Source organism: Niveispirillum cyanobacteriorum, assembly GCF_002868735.1.
GTDB lineage: Bacteria > Pseudomonadota > Alphaproteobacteria > Azospirillales > Azospirillaceae > Niveispirillum > Niveispirillum cyanobacteriorum.
The window spans coordinates 2,531,723-2,550,167 of sequence record NZ_CP025611.1 but is presented as its reverse complement, the minus strand read 5'-3'; the positions used below and the strand labels follow the sequence as shown (position 1 = coordinate 2,550,167).

General features: G+C 64.8%; 14 protein-coding genes. 7 read left to right on the top strand and 7 right to left on the bottom strand.

The genetic code is table 11. The annotated features are described in order from the left end of the window. Window positions 1-36 precede the first annotated feature (36 nt). Window positions 37-3,090 (bottom strand): ligand-binding sensor domain-containing protein, encoded by a 3,054-nt coding sequence (locus C0V82_RS11830; protein WP_158659883.1) that lies wholly within the window; start codon window positions 3,088-3,090, stop codon window positions 37-39. Window positions 3,091-3,241: 151 nt separating this feature from the next. Beyond that, on the bottom strand, window positions 3,242-4,000 hold the full coding sequence (ubiG, locus tag C0V82_RS11825) for a bifunctional 2-polyprenyl-6-hydroxyphenol methylase/3-demethylubiquinol 3-O-methyltransferase UbiG (RefSeq protein ID WP_102112519.1): 759 nt from the start codon (window positions 3,998-4,000) through the stop codon (window positions 3,242-3,244). A gap of 214 nt (window positions 4,001-4,214) precedes the next feature. On the opposite strand from ubiG, the gene C0V82_RS11820 reads away from it, so the two are divergent. Further along, window positions 4,215-5,450, top strand: coding sequence for an aspartate kinase (locus tag C0V82_RS11820; protein ID WP_102112518.1), 1,236 nt, complete (start codon window positions 4,215-4,217; stop codon window positions 5,448-5,450). Window positions 5,451-5,591: 141 nt separating this feature from the next. After that, window positions 5,592-6,614 carry an NAD(P)H-dependent flavin oxidoreductase gene (locus tag C0V82_RS11815; RefSeq protein ID WP_102112517.1) on the top strand — a complete coding sequence of 341 codons (1,023 nt, stop codon included), beginning with the start codon at window positions 5,592-5,594 and terminating at the stop codon, window positions 6,612-6,614. 4 nt (window positions 6,615-6,618) lie between these two features. Here the strand turns inward: C0V82_RS11815 and C0V82_RS11810 are convergent, their stop codons facing one another. Beyond that, complete coding sequence (locus tag C0V82_RS11810) at window positions 6,619-7,272, bottom strand: Crp/Fnr family transcriptional regulator (RefSeq protein WP_245924227.1); 654 nt, start codon at window positions 7,270-7,272, stop codon at window positions 6,619-6,621. Window positions 7,273-7,684: 412 nt separating this feature from the next. Between C0V82_RS11810 and C0V82_RS11805 the strand changes: the two genes are divergently transcribed. Both C0V82_RS11805 and C0V82_RS11800 read left to right on the top strand, forming a co-directional pair. Continuing rightward, entirely contained in the window at window positions 7,685-8,140 is a 456-nt protein-coding gene (locus tag C0V82_RS11805) for a hypothetical protein (protein ID WP_102112516.1), read from the top strand. A 173-nt stretch (window positions 8,141-8,313) separates the two neighbouring features. Beyond that, entirely contained in the window at window positions 8,314-9,567 is a 1,254-nt protein-coding gene (locus tag C0V82_RS11800; RefSeq protein WP_370466042.1) for a class I SAM-dependent rRNA methyltransferase, read from the top strand. A 22-nt stretch (window positions 9,568-9,589) separates the two neighbouring features. Here the strand turns inward: C0V82_RS11800 and C0V82_RS11795 are convergent, their stop codons facing one another. After that, entirely contained in the window at window positions 9,590-9,844 is a 255-nt protein-coding gene (locus tag C0V82_RS11795; RefSeq protein WP_245924077.1) for a helix-turn-helix domain-containing protein, read from the bottom strand. A 106-nt stretch (window positions 9,845-9,950) separates the two neighbouring features. On the opposite strand from C0V82_RS11795, the gene ybaL reads away from it, so the two are divergent. Further along, window positions 9,951-11,717, top strand: a complete 1,767-nt coding sequence (gene ybaL / locus C0V82_RS11790) for a YbaL family putative K(+) efflux transporter (RefSeq protein WP_102112515.1) — start codon at window positions 9,951-9,953, stop codon at window positions 11,715-11,717. Window positions 11,718-11,725: 8 nt separating this feature from the next. Here the strand turns inward: ybaL and truB are convergent, their stop codons facing one another. The 3 genes from truB to C0V82_RS11775 all read right to left on the bottom strand — a co-directional run bounded on the left by truB (window position 11,726) and on the right by C0V82_RS11775 (window position 14,369). Continuing rightward, window positions 11,726-12,664, bottom strand: coding sequence for a tRNA pseudouridine(55) synthase TruB (gene truB, locus C0V82_RS11785; RefSeq protein WP_102112514.1), 939 nt, complete (start codon window positions 12,662-12,664; stop codon window positions 11,726-11,728). Continuing rightward, the gene (rbfA, locus tag C0V82_RS11780; protein WP_102112513.1) at window positions 12,654-13,118 is read right to left on the bottom strand and encodes a 30S ribosome-binding factor RbfA; all 465 of its coding nucleotides are present in this window, start codon (window positions 13,116-13,118) and stop codon (window positions 12,654-12,656) included. The genes truB and rbfA overlap by 11 nt, the downstream gene beginning before the upstream one ends. 201 nt (window positions 13,119-13,319) lie before the next feature. Continuing rightward, window positions 13,320-14,369, bottom strand: coding sequence for a hypothetical protein (locus C0V82_RS11775; RefSeq protein WP_102112512.1), 1,050 nt, complete (start codon window positions 14,367-14,369; stop codon window positions 13,320-13,322). Between the two features lie 221 nt (window positions 14,370-14,590). Between C0V82_RS11775 and C0V82_RS11770 the strand changes: the two genes are divergently transcribed. Both C0V82_RS11770 and C0V82_RS11765 read left to right on the top strand, forming a co-directional pair. Beyond that, window positions 14,591-17,446, top strand: coding sequence for a TonB-dependent receptor plug domain-containing protein (locus C0V82_RS11770; protein ID WP_102112511.1), 2,856 nt, complete (start codon window positions 14,591-14,593; stop codon window positions 17,444-17,446). A 112-nt stretch (window positions 17,447-17,558) separates the two neighbouring features. Beyond that, the gene (locus C0V82_RS11765) at window positions 17,559-18,443 is read left to right on the top strand and encodes a prephenate/arogenate dehydrogenase family protein (protein ID WP_102112510.1); all 885 of its coding nucleotides are present in this window, start codon (window positions 17,559-17,561) and stop codon (window positions 18,441-18,443) included. Window positions 18,444-18,445 lie beyond the last annotated feature (2 nt).

The window sequence follows — 18,445 nt, the reverse complement described above, 5'->3', positions numbered from 1 at the left end:
GGGGGGGCTGCGGTGATGCCGGTAACAGTGGCGAATTCAGCCTGGTTGCACCCCTGCGGCCACCATCACCTTGTCACGGCCCGCATGCTTGGCGGCATACAGTGCCTGGTCGGCGCGGTGTATCAGGGCATCCAGGCTTTCACCCGGCCCACGCCAGGCCGCCACGCCGAGGCTGGCCGTCACCCGCACATCCTTGCCATCCAGGCTGGTGGTGGTGGTGGCGAACGCTTGGCGCAGGCGTTCTGCCATGCCCGCTGCCCCTGCCAGATCGGTTTCCGGCAGCAGCAGCACCAGTTCCTCCCCCCCGAAACGGGCGGCAAGGTCCGACCCCCGGATGGCCCCTGACAGGATGGCGGCGGCGGTGCGCAGAACCGCATCGCCCATGCGATGCCCATGCTGGTCGTTCACCCGCTTGAAATGATCCAGGTCGATCAGCAGCAGCGACAAAGGGCGCTGATGCCGCCCCGCCCGCAACTGTTCGGCGGCGGCCAGTTCCATGAAACGGCGGCGGTTCAGAAGGCCGGTCAGCGGGTCGGTGCTGGCCAGCATGTCCAGCCGTGCATTGGCGGCCACCAGATCACGGGTGCGGTCCGCGATCTCTGCTTCCAGCCGGCTGCGCTGCCGGTGCAGGGCCCCGGTACGTGCCTGCACGATGCCGAACACCGACAGGATGGTCAGTATCCCCAGTCCCAGCCGTGCCCACAGCGTTTCATACCAATGCGGCGCGATGGAGATCGGTAGGGACAAGGTGGCCAGCGGCGCGTCCTGTCCCGCCTGCGATGCCTCCACCCGCAAAGTATAGTCACCGGCGGGCAGGTTGGTGTAGCTGGCGCCCGGCGCGCGGGTGCCGCTATCCAGCCAGCCCTGGTCGAAACCGTCCAGCCGGTGGCGGTAGCGCAGATCGCCCGGCGCGCGGTAATCCAGAAGGGAGAAGGCCAGGGTCAGGTTGCGCTGGGCGGCATCCAGCGACAGGCGGCGCCCCGTTTCCGGCAACAGGGCCGGCGGCAGCTCCCGATGATTGATCTCCAAGCCCGTGACGCGCAGCACGGCGGCGGGTGGCGGTGCGGTATCATCATCGGGGTCCAGGACGGTCAGCCCGCCCAGCCCGCCCAGCAGCATCTGTCCGCCTGGCCCCTTGGCGATATCACGGATCACGTAGAATTTCAGGGTGGCGCCATCACGTTCGCCCAACAGGGTGAAACGGCCCGATTGCGGGTCCAGCATGCCGACGCGCGACGGGGTGGTGAACCAGACGCGCCCCTTATCATCAATGCCCAGGCCGCCGATATTGTCATGGGGCAGGCCGTTGCGGCGGCGGATGGACCGGAAGCGGGGCTTACCCCCCAGATCCTCCACATCCGTCACCACCAGCCCGCCGCCCGCGGTGGACAGCCACAGCCGTCCATGCCGGTCCTCCGCGATGCCGGTAACATAGGCATGCGACAGGCTGTTGGGATCACCGGCATCGGGCCGATGGTTGCGGAAGCCGCCCCGCCCGTCGGTGACGGCCAGACCACCGGCGGTACCCACCACCAGCCTTCCGTCACCCAGCATGGTCAGGGAGCGGACATTGTCGTTGGGCAGGCTTTTGGGGTCGGCAGCATCATGGCGGAAGCGCTGGCACTCGCCCGTACCGATGTTGAAACGGCTCAGCCCGTCGAAGCTGCCGGCGATTATCTCCTGCCCCTTCGCGATCATCACATTGATGATCTGTCCTTCCAGACAGGGGATGGCCGACGGGGTGATGGTCATGGTGACCGGATCGATGGCGGCCACACCGCGCGCGGCGGCCAGCAGGTGTCCGTCGGGCAGCGGCACCAGGGCGCGGACATCGCGGCCATTGTTGGGCGGCGGCAGGCGCAGCCGGTCGATACGACCGGCGCCCAGATCCAGCACATCGACGTCGCCATTGGCCAGACCCAGCCAGACCCTGGAGCGCGTGTCGGTATGGGCGGTGTAGACTTCGGGATTGGACAGGGCCATTGGCGAAAGCGGCGTGGCCGGCACCACCCGCATCCGGCTGGCATGCGGATCATACCGCTCCACCCCCTGATCCGTGGACAGCCAGACATTTCCCGTCCGATCCAGCATCACATGGCGCAGCCGGTCGCCATTCAGGCTGCCCTGCAGGACGGGGTCATGGCGCACCTGCCGCAACCGGCCTGTGGTGGGGTCAAGGATGATCAAGCCGGCACCGTCGGTGGCGATCCATAGTCCCTTGCCCGGTACCTCCACCATCGACCGGATGGTCCGCCGCCCGGCCAACCCTTCAGGTCCGGTCAGGCCCGCCACGGCATGGGCGGTGCCGTCCGGCATCAGATAGGCGACACCGGCATCCCCGGACCCCAGCCATAACCGGCCCTCCCGGTCGCGGTGAATGACCCAGATTTCCGTGTTCACGGTGTCGGCAGCGGGACCTGTCGCCTTGATGGGTGTGAAATGCGCCTCGCCCGCGCGCCGGCGCAGCAGGCCACCCATGCCCCCCACCCACAGGTCGCCATTGGGTTCTTCCAGCACGGCGAACAGTTTGGGGTTCAATGGCTGCCCCGCAGCATCCCGTAACGGTACCGGGCGCAGGATATTGTCGGCAGCCCGCCACAGGAAAAGCCCGTCATCGGCGGCGATCCAGGCAGCATCCCCCGCCCCGTCGCGGGCAGGCATCATGGAATAGAGGCGGGCGCCGGGCCCGTCCTGTGCGCTGATCCGCTGGAACTGGTCGGTGGTGGCATCATACCGGACCAGACCGGCGGCCCCCGTGCCAATCAGCATGCCTCCATCCGACAGGGGCAGAAGCGACCGCACATAAATCTCCGGCAAACGGTCGGGATCGTCCGGGTCGCTGTCCCATTGATGTAGGCGATAACCGTCATAACGGGCTAGGCCCGCGAAGGTGCCGATCCAGATCAGGCCGGCCTTGTCCTGGGCCACCGCACTGATCGTATCGTTGGGAAGCCCGTCGGCCACTGTCAGATCGGTGAACCCCATTGATGGGAAATCACCCCACGGGTCTGCATCCGCCCCGGCCACGGGTAGTATCCCGGCCAGGCACGCCAACAGCAGACCGGCCAGGACCAGCCTGGCACGCGACAAGGGACGGTGACACATCTGTCAATTCGATACCGCAATGACGGCGCCACTATGCCGCGCGGCGTGCCTACTGGAAAGGCTTGGAACCTGACCGAAAGGATTATGCCTGTTTCCGGGGATACAGGGCGCGGTGACGGACCATTGCCGTCCTTCCTTAACCGCGGGTACCCCAGAGCATATAGTTCACGTCGAGATCCTTGGCGGCCAGACTGAACCGGTCGGAGATGGGGTTATAGGCGACGCCCGTCACCTCCCGCACACCCACACCCGCCCGGCGCAGGGTGCCGGTCAGTTCCGACGGCTTCAGGAAACGTTTCCAGTCATGGGTACCGCGCGGCAGCCAGCGCAGGACATATTCCGCTGCCACGATGCCGAACAGAAAACTCTTGGTGGTGCGGTTCAAGGTGGCCATGAAGACCAGCCCGCCCGGCCGGGCCAGCCCCGCGACGGTACGCACGAACAGGTCGACATCGGCCACATGCTCGACAATCTCCATGGCCAGGACCACGTCGAACTGTTCTCCTGCCGCCGCCAGATCCTCCGCCGTCGTGGCGCGGTAATCAACGGTCACGCCGGTTTCGGTGGCGTGTGCCGCCGCCGTCTTCACATTCTTTTCTGCTGCATCGATGCCCGTGACCGTCGCACCCAGCCGGGCCAGCGGTTCCGACAGCAGCCCGCCGCCGCAGCCCACATCCAGGATGCGGATACCGTCCAGGGGACGGGGGGCATGCGGGTCGCGATCATGCGCCTTGCAGATCACATCGCGCAGCCAGGCCAGACGCACGGGATTGAACTTGTGCAGCGGCCGGAACTTGCCCGCCGGGTCCCACCATTCGGCGGCGATACGGCTGAACCGTTCGATCTCTGCCGGATCGACGGTGGTGCGGGGCTGGGTCTGTGCGGCGGCGTTCATGGCTCATCTCTCCCGAACTTCTGGCCAACGGCATAGCAAAGCTGGAACGGCCTGTCGCGGGGTCAATAGGACGCGCGGGCACGCGTCCCACGCCGCTTCATGGGTGCAGTGCGATGGGCGCGCCTTGCGGCCCATGGTGCGTCGGGTTATGGATAGCCCGCTCCGGCACCGGAGCCTTTGCGAAAATTACCCTGACCCTTGATGGAATGGCGTTATGGCGCGGCTTGTCCTGAAATTCGGTGGCACCTCGGTCGGCGATATCGAGCGGATCAAGAATGTCGCTAAAAAGGTGAAACAGGAGGTCGATGCCGGGCACGAGGTGGCCGTCGTCGTCTCCGCCATGTCGGGCGTGACCAATCAGCTGGTCGATTACTGCAAGCAGATCGCCAAGGTCCATGATCAGGCCGAATATGACGCCGTCGTCGCCTCGGGCGAACAGGTGACGTCGGGCCTGCTGGCCATCGCGCTGCAGGAAATCGGCATCCCCGCCCGGTCCTGGCAGGGTTGGCAGATCCCGCTGATCGCCGATGAGACGCATGGCAAGTCCCGGATTGAGCGGATCGACACCACCACCCTGTCCGACAACATGTCCCAGGGCGTGGTTGGCGTTGTCGCCGGCTTCCAGGGCGTGACGGAAAAGGGCCGGATCGCGACCTTGGGCCGTGGCGGGTCTGATACCTCGGCGGTGGCGCTGGCTGCGGCCTTGAAAGCCGACCGCTGCGACATTTATACGGATGTCGACGGCGTCTATACGACCGACCCCCGCATCGTGAAGTCGGCGCGCAAGCTGCACCGCGTCACGTATGAGGAAATGCTGGAAATGGCGTCGCTGGGCGCCAAGGTCCTGCAGACAAGGTCGGTCGAGATGGCCATGAAGCACCATGTGCGGGTGCAGGTATTGTCAACTTTTGAACAGGCGGCTGGCTCCGAACTGCCCGGCACCCTGGTCGTGGACGAGGATGAGATCGTGGAACAGGAACTGGTCAGCGGCATCGCCTATAGCCGGGACGAGGCGAAGATCACCCTGATTGGCGTGGAAGACCAGCCGGGCGTGGCCGCCCGCATCTTCGGGCCCCTGACGGACGCCGCCATCAATGTCGACATGATCGTGCAGAACGTGTCCGAAGATGGCCGTACCACCGACATGACCTTTACGGTCGGCAAGGCCGATATCGACCGCGCGGTCCAGGTGCTGGAAAAGTCCAAGGACACGCTGAACTATCGCCGTCTGGTCTCCGACGCGAACGTCGTGAAGGTGTCGGTGATCGGCGTTGGCATGCGCTCCCACGCTGGCGTCGCCCAGCGCATGTTCAAGGCGCTGGCCGACCGTGGCATCAATATCCAGGTTATCAGCACCAGCGAGATCAAGGTCTCCGTCCTGATCGCCGAGGAATATACTGAACTGGCCCTGCGCTCCCTGCACACGGCCTATGGTCTCGATAAGGCATAAGCTCTTATCCGTTTGTGTTGAGGCCCGGCGTCGGAAACGGCGCCGGGCCTTTTCATTTGGCGCGCACCCCTTGACCGGGCACAGCCCCGGCGGTAGTGAACGCCGACCATTCGGCAGTCAAATATTGAAGGGTCCGTCATCATGACCGCTCGCCATCATCTGGATCAGCTCTGGTCGCGGGGCCGTGATTATCTGGGGACCGACCTTGCCATCATGGGTGGGGCCATGACCTGGGTGTCGGACCGGGCGCTGGTGGCGGCCATTTCGAATGCCGGCGGCTTCGGCGTTATCGCGTCGGGGTCCATGTCCCCTGACTTGCTGCGCGATGAGATCCGGGGCACCCAGGCCCTGACGACCAAGCCGTTCGGCGTGAACCTGATCACCCTGCATCCGCAGCTGGATCAACTGGTGCAGGTTTGCCTGGAAGAGAAGGTGGGCCATATCGTGCTGGCCGGCGGTTTGCCGCCCGCCACCGCCATAAAGGCGGCGCGCGATGGCGGGGCCAAGGTCATGTGCTTTGCCCCGGCCCTGGTCATCGCCAAGAAGCTGATCCGTAGTGGTGCCGACGCTATCGTGATCGAGGGCAGTGAGGCCGGCGGCCATATCGGGCCTGTCTCCACCTCCGTCCTGGCCCAGGAAATCCTGCCGGAAATCCGCGATGTGCCCGTCTTCGTGGCCGGCGGCATCGGGCGGGGGGAGGCCATTGTCTCCTACCTGGAGATGGGGGCCGCTGGCGTGCAACTGGGCACCCGTTTCGTCTGCGCCAGCGAATGCCGGGCGCATCCGAAATTCAAGCAGGCCTTCATCCGAGGCAGTGCGCGTGATGCGGTGGCCAGCGTGGCACTGGACAGCCGTTTCCCCGTCATCCCCGTCCGCGCACTGCAGAATGAAGGCACCAAGCGCTTCATGGATAAGCAGCGCGAAGTGATCGCGCGCTTCGATGCCGGCGAGTTGGACCAAAAGGAAGCCCAGCTGGAGATCGAGCATTACTGGGCCGGTGCGCTGCGCCGTGCGGTCATTGATGGCGATGTCGAGAACGGGTCGTTGATGGCCGGGCAGTCGGTGGGCATGGTCACCAAGGAACAGCCCGTGGCCGAAATCCTCGCCGACCTTCTGTCGCAGGCCGAAGCCGCCGTGGCGGCACGACGGGGTGCGGCGGCCTGAAGGCTCACGCCCCTTCGGCCAGTTCCTGCAAGGTCTCCATGTCGTTCAGGCGGACCTTGCCGCCTTCCAGAAGAGAGATGGCGCGGCTGGTCTTCAGCTGCGTGAAGGTGCGGCTGACGGTTTCTGTCGTCAGGCCCAGATAGTCGGCGATGTCCGACCGGCTCATCGGTACATGCACCGGGTTTTCGGCATAGCCGCGCCGCTTGGCCCGTTCCGACAGCATCAGCAGGAAGGACGCAATACGCTCCTTGGCGTTCTTGCGGCCCAGCAGCAGCATCTGATCTTGCGCTGCCGCCAGCTCGCTGGACGCCATGGCGAACAGGCGGCGCTGCATCTTGGGATAATCTTCCAGCAGCCCTTCCAGGCGGCGGCGGGGGAAACGGCAGAGCGTGGCCGGCGTCACCGACTCCGCCGAATAGGCATAGGTATCGTTGATCGACAGGCCCAGGAAATCACCGGGCAACAGGAAGCCCGTGATCTGTCGCCGGCCATCGGGCAGCAGCTTGTAAAGCTTCATGGTGCCGGCGGTGACATTGAACAGGGTGTCGGCCCCATCTCCCTCTGCGAACAGGGTGTGGCCGGCGTCGACCTTGACCGACACCAGGATATCGGCCAGCCGCTTCAGCTCGTCCGCTTCCAGGGCGGAGCAGACCGACATGCTGCGCACCGGGCAGGCATTGCACGGCGCAACATCGATCCGGGCCGCCACGGCGCCTTCCCGTGTGCATGCATGTTCAGCCAACGCCATGTGAGGCCCCCCGATATAAGCATCGCCCCCGGTTTTCCACCGGAAGAAAGAATGCGCCTTTTGGAAACGATCCACAACGCGCAACAAGGCCGGTGGAGCACTTCCAGTCATGTCCGCCAGCCAATTGAAGGATTTCATAATGGTTGGCTGATGAACACATATCCAGAGGTCTAGGCCCAACCGCGTGAACGCGCCTTGATCCAGATCAAAGCGCGACCATCGGCATATCGGTTAACGATGGGGGACGCCCGTGCACACGCACGGCAGCCTTGTTCAGACAGACAGAGACTTCGCCGTGCTTATCTCGCCGGAACGGGTGACCATGTCCGACCGTTTTTCCGTCAAGCCGCTGGACCGCCGCCGCATCGATCAGGCCTGGCCCCTGGTGCAGACGGGCCGCGCCGCCGATGACCGCGAGGCCTGGCGCCAATATGCTGGCCTGCTGCTGGGTACCGCCGAAGGCGGCATCCGGACCGTGGAGGGCGACCATGGCTATATCCATGGCATCTACGCCTATCAGGTCCTGCCCAGCCCAAGGCATGGCAAGGTCTTCCAGGTCGACATGTTCCTGGCGCTGGACCTGATCGAACCGGAAGCCGCCATTGATGTCCTGTTGAACGATATGGATGTGGTGGCCCGCGATCTGGGCTGCAACGCGGTGCATCTGCACCTGCCACAGCGGGAAGGCATCGGGACCAGCGTGTCGGTGGCCCTGGCCCGTGCCCTGGAACATGGGCATTACCGGGAGGATCTGCGCCTGTGCCGACCGCTGGGGTGACATAGTTTGTTCCCTCAAATGCCGGGCGCCGCCATCCGGCGGCTTGGCTCACGGCGCACGGGCGCCGGGCCGGCAGTCACCGGCCTGAATCACGGCTTCTTAAGGCTTTTGAATGGCAGGGTGACCGCCTTGTGGCTTGAGCCGGAGGGGATTGCGGCGGTATTTTCCGCGCCATGACCGACATCCCCGCCGCGACGGCCCCCGCCATGACCACCGATACCCCGACCCAGGCCCCTAAGCCAGCTTCCCTGCCCGTGATCCGCATCCAGTCGGGCCGGCATAAGCGCGCGCAGCATGGCCATCCCTGGGTCTATTCCAACGAAGTGGACATGGACAAGGCGGCCAAGGCGCTGCCGGCGGGGTCTATTGTCCGCGTCACCGATGCTGGCGGGGCCACCCTGGGTCTGGCGGCCTTCAACCCGCACAGCCTGATTTGCGCACGGTTCCTGACCCGCGATCCGGCCGAAGCCATCGACACAGCCTTTTTCGTGCGTCGCATCCGCCGCGCCCTGGAAATCCGCGAACGGCTTTATGACCGGCCCTTCTATCGTCTGATCCACGCCGAAAGCGATGGCCTGCCGGCCCTGATCATCGACCGTTATGGCGATATCGTGGTGGTGCAGGCCAACAATGTCGCCATGGACCGCCGCCTGCCCATGATCCTGGCCGCCTTGGACGAGGTGTTGAACCCGTCGGCCATCGTGCTGCGCAATGACAGCACGGCCCGCTCCTATGAGGGGTTGGCAGAGGAGGTGAAGGTGGTGAAGGGCTCTGTCCAGGGTCTGATCCCGCTGGAGGAAAACGGTGCCACCTTCTTCGCCGACCTGTCGGAAGGGCAGAAGACGGGCTGGTTCTTTGATCAGCGCGACAACCGTTCCTTCATCGCCAATCTGTGCCAGGGTCGCTCTGTGGTGGACTTCTACACCTATGCCGGCGGTTTCGGCGTACTGGCCGCCAAGCGCGGCGCATCCCATGTCACCCTGGTCGACCGTTCGGCCCTGTCGCTGTCCATCGCCATGAAGGCGGCGGAGGCCAATGGTGTGGCCGACCGGGTGACCGCCGAGAAGGGCGACGCCTTCAATCTGATGGACCAGTGGGTGGCGGAGGGCCGGACCTTCGAGGTGGTGATCGCCGACCCGCCGGCCTTCGTGAAGTCGAAGAAGGACCTGGCCGTGGGCAGCCGCGCCTATCGCCGCATGACCAAGGCCGCCGCCCGTCTGGTGGCACCGGGCGGTATGCTGCTGGTGGCTTCCTGCTCCCACAATATGGAGCCACCCTTGTTCCATACGGAGGTCGCGCGCGGCCTGGGTGAAGCCGGTCGTCAAGGCCGCATCCTGCGCTTCGCCGGTGCCGGCAGCGACCACCCCGTGCATCCGCTACTGCCGGAAACGCAGTATCTGAAGGCGATGGTCTTCGCGCTGGATTGAGGATCAGGGGGCGGTGGCGGCCTCACACCCTGAACCGCACCCCCTCGCCCGCCCCATCCACCGCCGCGACCAGTTCCACGCCCTGTTCCGCCAGCGTCTGCAACAGCAGGACAAGGCTGCCCCGGTGCGGCTCATGCCGGCCGCTTTCGAAGTCGCGGACAGTGCTGCGCGACAGGCCTGACGCCTGGGCCAGCTGTTCCTGGCTCCAGTCCAGCAGGCCGCGCGCTGCCCGGCATTGCGCGGGCGAAAGCGTCAGTGAATAAAGTTCATGCGGCACGGGTTGCAATCCGGAGTATCTCAACCATATTGGGTGATATTGGATCAAATGGTTGAGAGGTCAAGACCCTGCCCGGTCATTGACCCGGATGGAAGGCAGGCTTCTCATGCATGATGTGCCCCTGATTACAATGATTGTCGCGGCCCTGGCGCTGGCGTTCATTTTCGGGGCCATCGCGCAGAAGCTAAAAATCTCTCCCCTGGTCGGCTATCTGCTGGCCGGTGTGATCATCGGGCCGGGGACGCCGGGTTATGTCGCCGACATGAACCTGGCGCCGCAGTTGGCGGAAATCGGCGTCATCCTGCTGATGTTCGGGGTGGGGCTGCATTTCTCGGTCAAGGACCTGATGTCGGTGAAGGCCATCGCCATTCCCGGCGCCATTGGTCAGATCGGCCTTGCCACCCTGATGGGCATGGGCCTGTCCTGGGCGCTAGGCTGGAGCATCGGGGCCGGGCTGGTCTTCGGTCTGGCCCTGTCGGTCGCCTCCACTGTGGTTCTGCTGCGCGCGCTGCAGGAGCGGCGACTGGTGGAAAGCAAGCGGGGCCGCATCGCCATCGGCTGGCTGATCGTCGAGGATCTGGCCATGGTCCTGGCCCTGGTGTTGCTGCCGGCCCTGGCCGGGCTGCTGGGTGACAAGGCCGGGGCCGAGGGGGCAGCCGCCGCGGCACCTGCGCTCAGCGGGTCCGACCTGATCACGGTCATCGCCATCACGCTGGGCAAGGTGGCGGCCTTCGTCGCCCTGATGCTGGTGGTGGGCAAGCGCGTCATCCCCTGGGTCCTGCATGAGGTCGCGCATAGTGGTTCACGCGAGCTGTTCCGGCTGGCGGTGCTGGCCATTGCGCTGGGCGTGGCCTATGGGGCGGCAACCCTGTTCGGTGTGTCCTTTGCGCTGGGTGCCTTCTTCGCGGGCATGGTCCTGTCGGGATCGCCCCTGTCCCACCGCGCGGCGGAGGAATCGCTGCCGCTGCGTGACGCCTTCGCGGTGCTGTTCTTTGTGTCGGTCGGCATGATGTTCGATCCGGCCATCCTGATCGAACGGCCGCTGCCCGTGCTGGCCACGGTCCTGATCATCGTGTTCGGCAAGTCGATTGCTGCCTACCTGATCGTGCTGGCCTTCGGTCATCCCCGCAGTACCGCGCTGACCATCTCTGCCTCGCTGGCGCAGATCGGTGAATTCTCCTTCATCCTGGCGGCGCTGGGCGTCAATCTGGGCCTGCTGCCGCAGGAAGGGCAGGATCTGGTGCTGGTCGGCGCCATCCTGTCGATCTTGATGAACCCCGTGATGTTTACCCTGATCGACAAGTTCGGCCACCGGCTGGAACCCGGCGGCGGCGACGCCATCGTCCCCGCCGCCGTGGTGGAGCCGACGCGCGAGCCGATCCCGCCCACCAGCCTGACCGGTCATGCCATCATCATCGGCCATGGACGGGTCGGCAGCCTGATTTCCGCCAAGCTGAAGGAAGAGGGTGTGCCCTTCCTGGTGGTGGAGGATAATCAGAAGCGCATCGACAGCCTGCGTGAGCAGGGGGTGGAAGTGGTGGTGGGCAATGCCGTGGTGCCGGAGGTTCTATCCGCCCTGAACCTGTCCGCCGCCCGCCTGATGTTCATTGCCATCCCCGGCTCATTCGAGGCAGGACAGATCATCCGCCAGACGCGGGTGGCCAATCCTGGCCTGTCGATCATCGCCCGCGCCCATGCCGACGAGGAAGTGGTCTATCTGACCCAGAACGGCGCCAGCACCGTCGTGATGGGGGAACGCGAAACGGCGCGCGGCATGATCGCGGAGGGGCTGGTGGCTCTGACGCCTAAGGCCCCGATCGCCCCGCCGGAACCCCCGCCTGCCGATATCGACGCCGAACCGAAGCCGGCGTAAGGGCTGGCTTAAAGGTTCAGCACGCGCGCAGGCCGAAGCTCGCCACCCTCCAGCCGGACCAGGGCCACGGGGCGGCCTTCGGTCAGGGCCAGTGCCGTGCCCTCCTCCCCGCCGGCACCGCGCAGCGCCTCCAGCCGATCCAGGTCGGCCCGGCGCAGCAGCGACACACCCTGGCCATGGCGCAGGCGGTCGGCCTCTACGGGTGACAGGTCGATGGCGGGTAGCCGGTCCAGCGGGGCCGCGACGGGCATCAGCAGCCGATCCGGCTCCCCTTCCGCCACAATCTGTTCCAGCTGTTCCAGAGTGACAGCATTGGCCAGCGTGAACGGCCCCACCGACAACCGGCGCAGCACCGTGATATGGCCGACGGTGCCCACCGCCAGGGCCAGATCACGGGCCAGCGAGCGCATATAGGTGCCCTTGCCGCATTCCACCTCGAACTCGGCATGGTCATTGTCGGGACGGCCCGTCAGGTGGAAGCCGTCGATACGCACGGTACGGGCGGCCAGTTCCACCGCCTCCCCTTCGCGGGCCAGATCATAGGCGCGTTCGCCATCCACCTTGATGGCGGAATATTGCGGCGGCACCTGGCTGATCAGGCCCTGAAAGGCCTCAAGCGCCTTCTCGATCTGTTCATCGGTGGGGCGCACATCGCTGGTGGCGATGACCTGCCCGGCGCGGTCGTCGGTGTCCGTGGCCTCCCCGAATTTCATCACGAAACGGTAGGTTTTGTGCCCGTCCATGGCGTACTGGACGGTCTTGGTCGCCTCCCCGAAGGCAATGGGCAGGATGCCGGTGGCGATGGGGTCCAGCGTGCCGCCATGGCCCGCCTTTTCCGCGTTCATCATCCAGCGCACCTTTGCCATCGCCTGGGTGCTCGTCATGGTGCCGGGCTTGTCCAGCACCAGCCAGCCGTGACGGGGAACGCCCTTGCGCTTACGCGCCATGGTTCTGGTCCCCGCCCTCTTCCTCGTCCTCTTCGGCATCATTGCCGGTATTGACGATGCCCGTCATGTCGCGGGCGACATGCGGGTCGTGCAGGATACGGTCGATCTTTTCCGCGTAATCGAAGCTGGTATCCAGCTGGAAGGACAGGCGCGGGGCATAGGGCAGGCGCATTTCATGCGCCACCTGGGTGCGCAGGAAGGCCGAGGCGCGGTTCAGTGCCGCCACCAGTTCCGGCTTCGACCCGCCCAGCGGCATGACGAAGGCGGTGGCGTTCTTCAGGTCGGGGCTGATGCGCACTTCCGACACGGTGACATTCAGGTCCATCAGTTCGGGATCGCGGAATTCCCCGCGGCGGAAAATATCGGCCAGGATGTGGCGGATTTCCTCGCCCACGCGCAACTGGCGCTGGCTGGGTCCCTTGGCGGCATGGCCGCCGTCGCGTCGTTTGCTCATCACTTCAATCCTTTGCCCTGGCGGGGGATGGGACCCCGGACCGGGCGTTGCTGCGTCAGGTCAAGGGACCGTGCGTAGCATAGCGGGCGCCGGATGAGACAGGGAAGTTACGCATGGAAGAGATTGGGAACTTTACGGCCCCCTCAAACGCCGGGCGCCGCCACCCGGCGGCCAGATCATGGCCGCCGGGGTCGGATGCAATCACCGCGCGACGGGCAGCACCTCCCGCATGCCGCCCGGCAAATGCGGGACCAGCAGGCGGCGGGCAGCTTCCCATTGGGTGGAAAGCAGCAGCAGGCCCGACCCGATAACCAGGGAAGCCAGGGCCATGTTCATCTCCTTGGCCGTGCCCGCCATGGCGAACAGTTGTCCCATCGCATACAGCACATAGGCTAGGGCCGACACCAGCATGGCCCGGCGGTCGATGGCCAGCGACACCAGGGCGATCACCAGATAGGTGCCGATGCAGGTCGCCAGCGCCAGGCCGGGGCTGACCATCTGCACGGCCCCGTTGGCTCCCACCCAGGAGAAGACCGGATGGATGATCATGGGCGAGGCCGACAAGTGCAGCCAGAAGGCCACGTCGGACCGGCGGGTATTGCGCGCCCGATCCTGGCTGTCCCAGCGCATGGCGATGGCGAACATCACCAGCCCGCCGATCAGCACCAGTACCCGCATGCTGTCACGCAGTGACGGCACCGCCAGCACGGCCAAGGCCGCAACGGCCGCCAGGGCGATGGCTGACCCGGCCGCCACCGTGATCGGCACCATGAAGCGGCGCCAATGGGCGTAGGCGCCGACCCCGGCCAGAACTGTCGCCCCGGCAATCGCACCGGCGGCATCGGCGATATCCTGGACGCGCGCCTGTTCAAGGCCCATCAGGTCGAACAGGCCCGTCAGGCCTGCCACCAGGGTACCTCCGGCAAAGCCAATCAGCAGCACGATGCTGGACAGCGACAGGCGCAGACGGCGGGTGAAATACTCGGCCAGACCCCAGCTGATGGCCGCCACGGCCAGCCCGCCCAGTGCCGGATGCGCCCGTCCCCCCAGATAGGCGGCGGCGGCCAGAATCAGGCCGCAGCAGACCGACACGAACACATCGTTGAACCCGGTCAGCAGCCGGAAACGCTCATGCTCCGGGGCGTCGACATGGCCCCTTCTTGTCGCGACGAAGTCACGGAAGCCCGCGACATTTTGATCGCTCAAGATACCAGCCGATATGGCGGCATCGAGTTCTTCATCACTATACATGGTTCCCCCCTCCCTATTGGGCAGAACCAAGTATGCAGCCTGACACCGGTGGCCGCAATGACTGGTACCAATTGTTTAGATGCAGAAAAGAAACAGTCACCAAGGATACGATTCCGTTGCAATCATGGGACTTCCGCAGATGGTTGATAATCTGTTAACGCTGTGCGGCGCGGGCATGAAACCGCGTTTAAAAACAAACCTTTCTCGGACAGGGGAACCTAATGCAATCCAAGAACAGCCTGTTTTTCAGGACGGCGACGCTTGCCCTTTTGGCGGCTGGCGCCACTGGTGCGATGCCTGCGGCGGCCCAGGATACGCTGGATGAAATTGTCGTCACCGGTTCGCGTATCCGGCAAAGCCCACTGAACCAGACGCAGCCGATCGTACAGCTCGACAGTGAGGCCATGGCCCGTACCGGCCTGTCCAACACAGCCGAAATTCTCCAGCGCCTGCCCATCTCCGGCGGTGGTCTGAATAGCAAGTTCAACAATAGCGGCAATTTCGGCAACCCGCCCGATGGCGGCGGCGTGGGTGCCGGTTCGGCCGAAGTGGACCTGCGCTATCTGGGCTCGCGCCGCACGCTGGTGCTGGTCGACGGCCTGCGCTGGGTCAATGGCGCGTCCGCGTCGGGCATCCCGTCCTCCACCGATCTGAACTCGATTCCTAAGGGGATCATCGACCGGATCGAGGTTCTGCAGGAAGGTGCCTCGCCCATTTACGGGTCGGATGCCATTTCCGGCGTGGTGAATATCATCACCAAGCGCAAGCAGGACGGTTTCTCCGGTTCCGCCCAGGTCGGCGCCTTTGATGAAGGCGATGGCGTCACGCAGGAATATGACCTGTCCTGGGGTGCCACCTCTGGCGGCACCAGCATCGTGGCCGACCTGACCTATGTGAAGCAGGAAAGCGTGATGTCGGGCGACCGCTCCATCTCGCAGTTCCCCACGCCGGGCGTCACGGAATGCGACAGCTCCTGCTCGTCTGGCACACCGCTGGGCCGCTTCATCGTCAACAACCCCGTTACCGGGGCGGGCATGAACCTGACCTTGAAGAACGCAGTGCTGACGGGCCGTCCGACCTTTGACCCGCTGAACCCCACGGCGGGCAGCTTCAAGAACTTCACCACCGCGGACCGCTTCAATTTCCAGCCCTATAACTATATCCAGGCCCCGTCGGAGCGTCTGGGCACCTATTTCCAGGTGACCCAGGAAATCACGCCCGACATCAATTTCCGCCTGAAGGCCGTTTACAATAACCGCCAGTCCGCTAACCAGGCCGCCCCCATCCCGTTGTTCGTGGGTCCCGATGCCGGCAATGGCAACCTGCTGGACCAGATCAGCATCGATCGCACCAACCCCTATAATCCGTTCGGCGTCACCCTGTCGTCGGGCGGGGCCAATGGCCCGGCCAATTACGCCTTCATCGGCCGCCGCTTCATCGAAGCCGGCCCGCGCCATTATGAGCAGGAAGTGAACACCTGGTACGTGTCCGGTACGCTGGACGGCTCGCTGATGCTGGGCGAGAACAAGTGGTACTGGGACGTCAACACCATCTTCTCCCGCAACAGCGCCTCGCAGAAATTCACGGGCAATGTGAATGCCCAGCGTCTGGCCCAGGCCCTGGGTCCTGTCGCCAATTGCACGGGTTCCTGCGTGCCGTTCAACATCTTCGGCGGTCAGGGGTCCATCACCCAGCCGATGATCGATTACGTGCTGTTCACGCAACAGGACAGCAGCAAGCAGCGTCTGGCCGACACCTCCTTCAACCTGTCGGGTGACCTGTTCCAGATGCCGGCGGGTGCCGTCGGTCTGGCCGTTGGTTACGAATATCGTGACCAGCGGGGTGAGTTCCAGCCGGATGCCGTGGTCGCCGCTGGCCTGGGTTCCGACATCCCCGCCCTGCCGTCCAAGGGCAGCTTTGATGTGAACGAGGCCTATGGTGAGCTGCGCGTGCCGCTGATCGCCGACATGCCCATCGCCAAGCTGCTGGAAGTGTCGGGTGCGGTTCGCTACTCCGACTATTCCACCTTCGGCAGCGAGACGACCTATAGCGGCCGCGTCAACTGGCGCGTCACCGAAGATGTGTTGTTGCGCGGGTCATGGGGCCAGGGCTTCCGCGCACCGGGCATCGGTGAGCTGTTCGGTACGCCGTCGCGCTTCGATCAGGAACTGGTCGATCCCTGCTCCGACATGCTTGGCCTGTCCGGCGGCACCGCAGCGTCCGCCGCGATCCGCGCCAACTGTATCGCCCATGGTGTGCCGGCCAACGGTTCCTATGTGCAGGCCAACCCGCAGCTTTCAGTCATCACCGGCGGCAACAAGAAGCTGAAGCCCGAAACCTCGGAAAGCTGGGTGTTCGGCGGCGTGTTCAGCCCGTCCTGGGAAATGTCCTGGGCCGACCGTCTGGATTTCGAGGTGAACTATTATGACATCTCGCTGAAGGACGCGATCCAGCCGATCGGGGCGGAGACCATTCTGGGCCGTTGCGAACAGAATAACGACGCTTTCTCCTGCGCCTCCATCACCCGTACCGCCTCTGGCGCTATCAACCAGATCAGCGGCCTGTTGCAGAATATCGGCGCCATCGATACCGACGGCATCGATTTCACCATCAACTGGCAGGGTCCGGAAAGCGACCTGGGCACCTTCCGGTTCAGCCTGAACCAGACCTTCCTGCTGAACTATACGGAGACGGTCCCGGCCACCAGCGGCACCTCCAAGATCGAACGGGAGGGCACCGAAAAGGGCAGCCCCGACCAGGCCTTCCCCAAATACAAGGCCACGGCGATCCTGGATTGGGCGAAGGATGATTTCTCCGCCTCGCTCACCAACCGCTTTGTGAAGAGCGTGGACGAAACCCAGGCCGTCAACAAGCTGAACGACCGTCTCTATACCGATGTGCAGTTCAGCTGGTTCCCGGCGATGTTCGACAGCAAGATCGGCATGACCCTTGGCGTCAACAACCTGTTCGACAAGGACCCGCCGGCCTGCTTCAGCTGCGGCCTGAACAATTTCGATCCCACCACCTATGACGCGCCGGGCCAGTTCGGCTATGCGCGCCTGACCTTCAAGATGTAAGGGCGGCCGGCGGGGGCTTGCCCCCGCATGCGACAAGCCGATTTGGACGGACCGGGGTTCACTGTGATAGTGAACCCCGGTCTCGTCATTTCCGGATACAAGGTTCGCTCCCATGACCGCCCCGCTGTTCAACAAGGTCGCCATCGTCGGCTTCGGCCTGATCGGTTCCTCGATCGCGCGGTGCGTGGCCGAGTATCCGGGGCTGGCCAATGGTGTCGTCTGTGTGGACCGCTCACAGGCCGTGTGCGATCGGGTGCTGGAACTGGGGCTGGCGCAACAGGCGGGCACAGATCCCGCTCTGGTGTCGCAATGCGATCTGGTGGTGCTGGCCACGCCCATCGGCGCCTTCGCCGATCTGGGCGCCGTCATCGGCCCGCATCTGACGGCCGGCACCGTTCTGACCGATGTAGGGTCGGTGAAACAGTCGGTGATCCGCGATATCGCCCCGCATGTGCCGGATGGGGTGCATTTCATCCCCGGCCATCCGCTGGCCGGCACCGAACATTCCGGCCCAGACAGCGGCTTCGCCCTGCTGTTCAAGGGCCGCTGGTGCATCCTAACCCCGACGCCGGGCACCAATCAGGCGGCGGTCGACAGGTTGTCGGCCTTCTGGAGCGGCTGCGGGTCGATGATCGAGGTGATGGAACCCGGCCATCATGACCGGGTGCTGGCCATCACCAGTCACCTGCCCCACCTGATCGCCTACACCATCGTGGGCACGGCCACCGATCTGGAGGAACATCTGCAGTCGGAGGTGATCCGGTTCAGCGCCACGGGCTTCCGTGATTTCACCCGCATCGCGGCCAGCGACCCCACCATGTGGCGCGACATCTTCCTGAACAACCGCGAGGCGGTGCTGGAGGTGATCCAGCGCTTTACAGAGGATCTGACGGCCCTGCAGCGCGCCATCCGCTGGGGCGAGGGGGACAAGCTGCACGAGCTGTTCACCCGCACCCGCGCCGTCCGCCGTTCCATCATCGATGCCAAGCAGGCGTAAGC